This is a genomic window from Massilia sp. P2_C2 (genome assembly GCF_056404615.1).
On record NZ_JBFUDR010000289.1, the window covers coordinates 1 to 8,035 of the forward strand.

Here is an 8,035-nt window from a genome sequence, read left to right on the forward strand (position 1 = left end):
GTTGTACGCGTCTCGATAACGCATGGTGGGCTCGGGGAGCCCACCCTACGATAAGGCAGGCGGTAGGGTGGGCACCCCGTGCCCACGCGGACGTTTGTAACGTGTTGGCGTTGCGCTAACCGATCGTCGCGATGACCGGCGTGTGATCCGACGGCTGCTCCCACTTGCGCGGTTCGCGGTCGATGACGCACGCTTCGCAACCCTTGGCCAGCGCCTGGGACAGCAGGATGTGGTCGATGCGCAGGCCGCGGTTGCGGCGGAACGCCATCTGGCGGTAATCCCACCAGCTGTACTGCTTCTCGGGCTGCTCGAACAGCCGGAACGCGTCGACGAGCCCGAGCCCGCACAGTTCGCGCAATGCCTCGCGCTCCAGGTCGGAACAGTGGATCTGGCCGGCCCACAGCTCGGGGTCGTGGACGTCGCGGTCCTCGGGGGCGATGTTGTAGTCGCCCAGGATCGCGAACCGTTCGTGGATCGCCAGTTCCTCGCCGACCCACTGGCGCAGCGCGGCCAGCCAGCCGAGTTTGTACGCATACTTGTCGGAGCCGACCGCCTGGCCGTTGGGCACGTAGGCGCAGATGAAGCGCACGCCGTCGATCGTCGCGGCGATCAGGCGCTGCTGCTCGTCCTGGTAGTGCGGGTTGTTGCGTACGACGTCGGCGATGGGGTGGCGCGACAGGATCGCGACGCCGTTATACGTCTTCTGTCCGCTGAACACGACCTCGTAGCCGGCCGCGTTGATCTCGGCCACGGGGAATTTGTCGTCGGTGAGCTTGGTCTCCTGGATGCAGAGTACGTCGATGGGGGTGGCGGCCAGCCACTGGAGCAGGTGCGGCAGGCGGACTTTCAGCGAATTGACGTTCCAGGTTGCTATCTTCATTCTTGATTCGGAGCCTTGTGTGCATGCGGTTTGTGGCGCGCATGATACCTGATCGGTTGCGCAGATTGGCAACCAGGCCCCGTCCCTTTTGAAGAGACATTCCACCAAAGTTAACTTAAATAAACAAAAATAGACATATTTCACTCTTTATTTCGAAGGATCAATATTGTCATTTCATCCTTAAAATACAATTTTTCACAACAAAGAGGGATGAATGAAAAAGATGAAATTGGCCTTTGCCGCTCTGACGTTTGCGGTTGCGGGTGTTGCGAATGCGACCGTGGTCACGGTGAGCATGAGTGGCCGAATCAATGTCGGCGACGATTTTCTAGGCCTTTTTGGCACGACCCGAAATTTGAATGGCCGTCCGGCCACGTTGACGGTGAGTGTTGAGGATGACGCACCTTACCAGTACGTGACTAATCCCGGAAAGGCCTACCTGGTCGGTACACATGAGTCATTCAACGTTGCCGTCGACTTGGCGGGGACGACTTACAAGTTCAGCTTTGCCGACGCCGCGAATTCGACCGTTTTACTTAGTGCTTCAGGCGGAGTTAGCCTTCATAGCACTGCGATAGACGCATTCGGACGCCCGGTCAGGTTCGATGAATTCATGTCGCAGCCTCTTCATGCGGTTTCGTTGACGGATTACCAGTATATCCCCCTACGAGACAGTTCGGTTCTCCGGATGGCCGCCTTTTCGGTCGGTACAGGTACGGGATCGTACACTTCATTCAACATCGTCAACTCGGTTGCGGTGATCCTGAACGGCGATCCGGTGACGCTCCCTCCGCCAGAGCCGATCCTCGATCCTCTGCCTGCCCCTGGTCCGGCGTCGGTCCCGGAGCCAGCCTCGGCGATGCTGTTCGGTGTCGGACTGCTGGGCCTTGCCACCCTGCGCCACCGTCGACGCTTGCGGTAAGAATCCATTCGGCCTCTATGCATGGCTCGCAAAGCCACGACACGATTGTCATTATTTGCGCTAAATGCAACAAAGATGTCGTAAAATTATTGTCCGTAGAGTAAAAAATCGTAACGGCGCTGGAAAGTTGCGCGGAACTGTGACAAGATGTAACAATCACAGCAAGAGAAGCAGCATTTACGTATTGTCTCCTTCTCGCAAGAAAAAATTGCAGTAGGCCAACTTGCATTGTACTATTAGCATATTACGCTGGAACCAAGTATTCAACAGCAATCCATTGCTTTGATCATGGTTGCCGCGACCGGCCTGGGGCCGGCCTGTGGCAGTGTGTAACGATCGCGGATCCGACAGCAGGATTTGCACACAGTTTTGAAAAGGACAACAATGCGCCAAGCATTCGAAGCATGGGCCCAACGCGATGGCCACATTGTCCGGCGTCGTGAAGACAAGCCGGAAGAGTACCTCGTGTACGAAACCCAGCGCCGCTGGCTGATCTGGCAGGCTGCGCTGGCCCACGGACAGAAGACGGCGGCCGAGGCGCCGCAGAAATTCGCGTCGTCCGAGAACCAGCCGCAGAAGCTGCAGGCTGACGAGGCCGCGGTGCGCAACCGCGTGCTCAACGAGGTACTGGACGCGTTCAGCGAACTCGACGACAACGCCGGCATCGAGGGCCTCGTCAAGGTCATCCAGGGCCTCAAGAAGAAGAGCCGCGCCGCAGTCGAAGAAAAGGCCTGATGCGCTACCGCCACTACAAGGGCGGGGTGTACGAGGTGATCTGCGATGCCACCATCGAGGCGGACCTCACGGCCGTCGTCGTGTATCGCGGGCAGGACGGCAAGACCTGGGTCCGTCCGCGCGACGCTTTCTTCGGGGTCGTCGAGGTGGACGGCGTGCGCATGCCGCGTTTTGCGCCGCTCGACCCGACGCCCGCGCTTCCCTGAGCGTGCCACGCCGGCACGTCCGGGAGGCGCGCCCTCATGTCTTTCCGCATTCTGCCGTAAACCCGGATAAGCATCCGGGTGAAGACATGTCCTATTCTTATTTCCATTTCTCCTGCGCCTGCGCGCTGGCCGCCGTCCTGGGCGGCTGCGTGACGTCGACGGGCATCCCGCCGACGCAGCAGCTGGAAGTCCACACGATCCTCGACCACCGCGACGTGGTCGGCGTCGGCTGCGTGCTGTCGAATGCGGCGGGGCGCTGGTTCGTCGTGGCGCCGGGGCGGGTCACGGTCGAACGCAGCCGTAGTCCGCTGACGATCGATTGCGCGCGCGCGGGCACGGGCGCCGCGCGCGAGGTCGCGCAAGCCCATTCCACCTCGTTCTTCGATACCGACCGCCTGATCGGCAACATCATCGTCACTGCCGGCGGCAGAGGCTACGTCGATCCCAACGACGGCGGCGGCGTCGCCTACCAGGGGACCCTGACCGTGCTGATGCGGCCGGCGCAGGTGCAGGCCGCGGCGTCGGATCCGACGGCGGCGGGCAACGTCATGTTCTGAAGCGATAAAAAAACGGACGCCGCGGCGTCCGTTGTCACATCCTGCAAACCTGCTCGAACCCTGTCCCGGTAGGGTGGGCACCCCTGTGCCCACGCGAACGTTTGCCGTTCGCCCGCGTCCGCGTGGGCACGGCGTGCCCACCCTACCAGTTCGCGCTTACCGGGACAGGTTCTTAGACGCGGTTCAGCAGGAACGTGGTGAGCAGCGGCACCGGACGGCCGGTCGCACCCTTGGCCGCGCCGGACTTCCATGCCGTACCCGCGATGTCCAGGTGGGCCCACGTGTAGTTGCGCGTGAAGTTCTCGAGGAAGCACGCGGCCGTGATCGACGCGCCGCCCGGCGTGCCGATGTTGGCGAGGTCGGCGAAGTTCGACTTCAGCTGTTCGTTGTAGTTTTCGCCGATGGGGAAGCGCCAGGCGACGTCGTTCGCCTGCCTGCCGGCGTCCAGCAATTCCTGGGCGAGGGCGTCGTGGGCATCGTCGTGGCGGGTGAACAGGCCCGACGTGTGGTGGCCCAGGGCGACGATGCAGGCGCCCGTCAGGGTGGCGACGTCGACGACGGCGGCCGGCTTGAAGCGCTCGGCATAGGTCAGGGCGTCGGCGAGGATCAGGCGGCCTTCGGCATCCGTATTCAGGATCTCGATGGTGGTGCCGTTCATCGCCGTGACGATGTCGCCCGGCTTGGTGGCGCGGCCCGACGGCATGTTCTCGCAGGCGGCCACGATGCCGACGACGTTCAGCTTCAGGCCCATCTCGCCGATGGCGCGGAAGGTACCCAGCACCGAGCCGGCGCCGCACATGTCGTACTTCATCTCGTCCATGTTCGCGCCCGGCTTCAGCGAGATGCCGCCCGTGTCGAACGTGATGCCCTTGCCGACGAGGACGACCGGCGCGTCGTTCTTCTTGCCGCCGTTATGCTTGAGGACGATGAACTTCGGCGGTTCCTCGCTGCCGCGCGTGACGGACAGGAAGCTGCCCATCTTGAGGGCTTCGAGCTGCTTGCGGTCCAGGACTTCGATGTCGAAGCCATGGTCGCCGGCCAGCTTCTTCGCCGTGTTCGCGAGATAGGTCGGGGTGCAGACGTTCGGCGACAGGTTGCCCAGTTCCTTCGTCAGGTTCGTGCCATTCGCGATGGCCTGCGCCTGCGCCAGGACGGTCTTCAGCTGGGGCGTGGTCTGCGGGACAGCGACGGCCAGCTTGCGCACGCCGGTGGGCGCCGGGTCCTTCTTGCTCTTTTGCGCGTCGGTGCGGAACTCGGCGTCGTTGGCGGCGAGGACGATGCTGCGCAGCGCCCAATTCAGGTCGCGCTCTTTCACATTCTCCAGCGGGAATGCGATAATGGCATCCTGCGCGCCCAGCGAAGCGAAGGTTTTCAGGGCAGCGGTCACGGCACCGGCAAAGTTCTTTTCGCTGATCGCCTCGTCTGCGCCGATGCCGACCAGCAGCACGCGGGCCGCGGTCACGCCGCCCACGCCGCGCAGCAGCAGGGTGGAGCCGGGCTTGCCGGAGATGTCACCCGACTTGACGGCCGCACTGATCTCGCCGTTCAGATCGAGGGCTTTCGCCGCCTCCGACAGTTTCTTGTTTTCGAACACCGCGACTGCCACACAGCCCGATTTGGCTGCGGCCAGCGTGTTTTTTGTGTCGAATGCTTTTATGCTAAAGTCCATTTGATTCTCCGTTTCGAGTTTTTGACGCGCGTGCTGTCCGAGGAACCTTCCATATGGCACCCGCTCGTGACGGTTCCCTGGGGTTCCTTCAAACCTGCAATTATAACGATCGAATGATTTTCAAACGCGCCCTACAGCGTGAATTGGCCGGTGTGGCCGGCGCCACCTTCACGGTCCTGTTTACGATCTTCATGACCTGGACCCTGATCTCCTTCCTCGGCAAGGCCGCGGGCGGCAAGGTCGCCTCGAGCGACGTGCTGGCGCTGATCGGCTTTTCGGTGCTGAATTATCTTCCATTGATCATCACTCTTACCAGCTTTATCGCGGTCATCGCCACCGTCACGCGCAGCTACCGCGATTCGGAAATGGTCGTGTGGTTCGCGTCCGGCCAGTCGCTGCTGCGCTGGTTGGCGCCCGTGCTCGTGTTCGGCCTGCCGCTGGTGGCGCTGGTGGCCGCGCTGTCGTTCATCGTGACGCCGTGGGCCAAGGTGAAGAGCGCGGAGTTCGTCGAGCGCTTCGAAAAGCGCGAAGACCTCAAGCGCGTCTCGCCGGGCCAGTTCCGCGAATCGACGTCGACCAACCGCGTGTTCTTCGTCGAAGGCAGCACGCGCGCATCGACCGTCGTGCAGAACGTGTTCGTGAATTCCGTCGACGAAGGCAAAAATTCGATCGTCGTCGCCAAGGAAGGCGAGATCGAGCCGGACGGCAAGGGCGGGCAATACCTCGTGCTGAAGAATGGCCGGCGTTACCTGGGCCAGCCGGGCCGCGCTGATTTCCAGTCGATGGAATTCGAGCGCTACCGCATGCGCATTTCCAGCCAGGTGCCCGTGATGGGCACCGACACGCCGGCCGACGCGCTGTCCACGCCCGCGCTGCTGGCGCTGCCGGACAACCGCTTCACGAATGCCGAACTGCTGTACCGGATCTCGGCACCCATCACCTGTGTCGTGCTGATGCTGCTCGCGATTCCGCTCGGCTTCGTCAATCCGCGCGCGGGCAGTTCGGCCAACCTGATCTTCGCATTGTTGATCTTTTTCACGTACAGCAATCTGTCGAAGGTGTTCGAGAACAGTGTCAAGCAGGGCAAGATGAGCTTCGGCATGGCCTGGTGGCCGCTGCACGTGGCCGCGCTCGTCGTCGTAGTCGCGCTGTTCGCATGGCGCCTGAACGTAAACCACCGCTGGCATCCGATGGCGCTGCTGGGCGCCTTCAAGCGCCGCCGGATGCTGCGCGACGCGCGCGCCGGCGCCGCGCAGGAGGGCGCGCAATGAAGATCTTGCAGCGCTATTTCCTGGTCAACATCGTGCAGGCCGTCGCGTTCGTGCTCGTGGCTCTGCTCGGCCTGATCGCGTTCATGGACCTGACCCAGGAACTGCCGGCCGTGGGTAAAGGCGGCTACATGATCCAGCACGCGGTCCTGTACGTACTGCTGCAGCTCCCCGGCCACGTGTACGAAACGATGCCCGTGGCCGCACTGGTCGGCACCATCTACACGATGGCGCAGTTCGCGCAAAGCTCGGAGTTCACGATCATGCGCGCGTCATCGATGACCACGCAGCAGGCCGGCATCATGCTTGCGAAGATCGGCGTGCTGTTCGTCGCCATCACGTTCCTGTTTGGCGAGGTGATCACGCCGCGCACGGCGCCGGTCGCGGAACGCGTGCGACTGTCGGCGAAAGGGGCGACCGTATCGGCCGAAKTCCGCTCCGGCATGTGGACCAAGGACACCATCCACGCGGGCGGCTCGAAAGGGCCGGTGACGGGCTCGCGCTTCTTCAACGCGCGCCAGATCCGTCCGGACGGCCAGCTGATCGACGTGCGCCTGTACGAGTTCGACAACAGCATGCGCATGCGCTCGCTGATCACGGCCGCCAATGCCACGTTCAGCGGCAACGGCACGTGGCGCCTGAACGATGTCACCGAGACGCTGTTCGCGAACAGCCGCGCACTGCCGGCGCCGGGTACGCCCGCTCCGGCCGGCCAGACGATCCAGAGCACGTTCGGCCAGGAGACGGCGTCCATCTCCACGCGCAAGGTCGCGAACCTGGACCTCGTCTCCGAGATCACGCCGAAGATCCTGTCCGTGTCGCGTTCCGATCCGGCCCAGATGTCGGCCAACGAACTGGCCGTGTACACGCGCCACCTGGCCGAGAACCGCCAGGAGACGGAGCGCTTCAAGATCGCGTTCTGGAAGAAGCTGATCGACCCGCTGTCGATCTTCGTGCTGATGGCGCTTGCGCTGCCGTTCGGCTACCTGCACACCCGCAGCGGCGGCGTGAGCCTGAAGATTTTCATCGGCATCATGATTGGCGTGAGCTTCCTGTTGATTAATTCGCTGTTTTCGCACGTGGGCATGCTGTCGACCTGGCCGGCCCTCGTGACGGCGGCCGCGCCCAGCCTGCTGTTCCTGCTGCTGGCGATCGTCGCCCTGYGCTGGGTGGAGAGACATTAATGGAAAAAGCACTCGTACTGTTCGCGCACGGCGCCCGCGCCGCTGCCTGGGCCGCGCCCTTCCAGCGCCTGCGCGACCTCACCGCGGCGCGCCGGCCGGACTGCACCGTGTCGCTCGCCTTCCTCGAACTGATGACGCCGAGCCTGCCCGACGAGGTCGGTGCCCAGGTTGCGCTGGGTGCGCGCGACATCACCATCGTGCCCGTGTTCCTGGGGCAGGGCGGCCATCTGTTGCGCGACCTGCCGCAACTGCTGGACAACCTGCGTGCCGCCCATCCGGACGTCACGTTCCGGACCGTGCCGGCCGTCGGCGAGGACCCGGGCGTGCTGGCTGCCATGGCCGCGTATTGCGCGGGGGCGACTGAAGCGACCAACTGATTGGTTTGATCCGCGTCAACGCCGTCCATTCACTGGCGTTTGACGGGGAGGGCGCAGACATCGAGACTGCTGTCATGTCCAGCAAGCTCGCTACCCTGTTCGCCCGCCTGCGCGCGGGCCTGTGTGTCTTCTCACTGTTGCCGGCGCCGCGTGCGTGGGTGGAGCTGCGTTGCGCGCGCCGTCTCGACCGGCTGGCGCGCCGCCTGCAGCGCATGCATGCACGCATCGCCTGCATGC

At 63.2% G+C, this 8,035-nt stretch carries 9 protein-coding genes; 7 read left to right on the forward strand and 2 right to left on the reverse strand.

The window, feature by feature from the left end:
- Window positions 1-115: 115 nt before the first annotated feature.
- Window positions 116-880 carry an exodeoxyribonuclease III gene (xth, locus tag AC1DYX_RS24800; protein ID WP_477263828.1) on the reverse strand — a complete coding sequence of 255 codons (765 nt, stop codon included), beginning with the start codon at window positions 878-880 and terminating at the stop codon, window positions 116-118.
- A gap of 214 nt (window positions 881-1,094) precedes the next feature.
- Between xth and AC1DYX_RS24805 the strand changes: the two genes are divergently transcribed.
- The 4 genes from AC1DYX_RS24805 (at window position 1,095) to AC1DYX_RS24820 (ending at window position 3,300) form a co-directional block, all read left to right on the forward strand.
- Window positions 1,095-1,802: a PEP-CTERM sorting domain-containing protein gene (locus tag AC1DYX_RS24805; RefSeq protein WP_477263830.1), complete on the forward strand. Its 708-nt coding sequence runs from the start codon at window positions 1,095-1,097 to the stop codon at window positions 1,800-1,802.
- A 384-nt stretch (window positions 1,803-2,186) separates the two neighbouring features.
- Entirely contained in the window at window positions 2,187-2,537 is a 351-nt protein-coding gene (locus AC1DYX_RS24810) for a phiTE_015 family protein (protein ID WP_477263832.1), read from the forward strand.
- Window positions 2,537-2,743: a DUF1653 domain-containing protein gene (locus AC1DYX_RS24815; RefSeq protein WP_477263834.1), complete on the forward strand. Its 207-nt coding sequence runs from the start codon at window positions 2,537-2,539 to the stop codon at window positions 2,741-2,743. The genes AC1DYX_RS24810 and AC1DYX_RS24815 overlap by 1 nt, the downstream gene beginning before the upstream one ends.
- Window positions 2,744-2,829: 86 nt before the next feature.
- Window positions 2,830-3,300: a hypothetical protein gene (locus tag AC1DYX_RS24820; RefSeq protein WP_477263836.1), complete on the forward strand. Its 471-nt coding sequence runs from the start codon at window positions 2,830-2,832 to the stop codon at window positions 3,298-3,300.
- A 172-nt stretch (window positions 3,301-3,472) separates the two neighbouring features.
- On the opposite strand, the gene AC1DYX_RS24825 is transcribed toward AC1DYX_RS24820, so the two are convergent.
- Entirely contained in the window at window positions 3,473-4,969 is a 1,497-nt protein-coding gene (locus AC1DYX_RS24825) for a leucyl aminopeptidase (protein WP_477263838.1), read from the reverse strand.
- A gap of 113 nt (window positions 4,970-5,082) precedes the next feature.
- Between AC1DYX_RS24825 and lptF the strand changes: the two genes are divergently transcribed.
- From lptF to AC1DYX_RS24840, 3 genes are read left to right on the forward strand one after another with little or no spacing between them, the layout of a single operon-like run.
- Complete coding sequence (gene lptF / locus AC1DYX_RS24830) at window positions 5,083-6,240, forward strand: LPS export ABC transporter permease LptF (protein ID WP_477263840.1); 1,158 nt, start codon at window positions 5,083-5,085, stop codon at window positions 6,238-6,240.
- Window positions 6,237-7,421: an LPS export ABC transporter permease LptG gene (lptG, locus tag AC1DYX_RS24835; protein ID WP_477263842.1), complete on the forward strand. Its 1,185-nt coding sequence runs from the start codon at window positions 6,237-6,239 to the stop codon at window positions 7,419-7,421. The genes lptF and lptG overlap by 4 nt, the downstream gene beginning before the upstream one ends.
- On the forward strand, window positions 7,421-7,798 hold the full coding sequence (locus AC1DYX_RS24840; protein WP_477263844.1) for a sirohydrochlorin chelatase: 378 nt from the start codon (window positions 7,421-7,423) through the stop codon (window positions 7,796-7,798). Before lptG ends, AC1DYX_RS24840 begins: the two co-directional genes overlap by 1 nt.
- The last annotated feature ends 237 nt before the right edge of the window (window positions 7,799-8,035 follow it).

Excerpts from the sequence above, each read along its gene's own strand:
- xth (WP_477263828.1), bottom strand. The coding sequence starts at position 880 with ATGAAGATAGCAACCTGGAACGTCAATTCGCTGAAAGTCCGCCTGCCG.
- AC1DYX_RS24805 (WP_477263830.1), top strand. The coding sequence starts at position 1,095 with ATGAAAAAGATGAAATTGGCCTTTGCCGCTCTGACGTTTGCGGTTGCG.
- AC1DYX_RS24810 (WP_477263832.1), top strand. The coding sequence starts at position 2,187 with ATGCGCCAAGCATTCGAAGCATGGGCCCAACGCGATGGCCACATTGTC.
- AC1DYX_RS24815 (WP_477263834.1), top strand. The coding sequence starts at position 2,537 with ATGCGCTACCGCCACTACAAGGGCGGGGTGTACGAGGTGATCTGCGAT.
- AC1DYX_RS24820 (WP_477263836.1), top strand. The coding sequence starts at position 2,830 with ATGTCCTATTCTTATTTCCATTTCTCCTGCGCCTGCGCGCTGGCCGCC.
- AC1DYX_RS24825 (WP_477263838.1), bottom strand. The coding sequence starts at position 4,969 with ATGGACTTTAGCATAAAAGCATTCGACACAAAAAACACGCTGGCCGCA.
- lptF (WP_477263840.1), top strand. The coding sequence starts at position 5,083 with ATGATTTTCAAACGCGCCCTACAGCGTGAATTGGCCGGTGTGGCCGGC.
- AC1DYX_RS24840 (WP_477263844.1), top strand. The coding sequence starts at position 7,421 with ATGGAAAAAGCACTCGTACTGTTCGCGCACGGCGCCCGCGCCGCTGCC.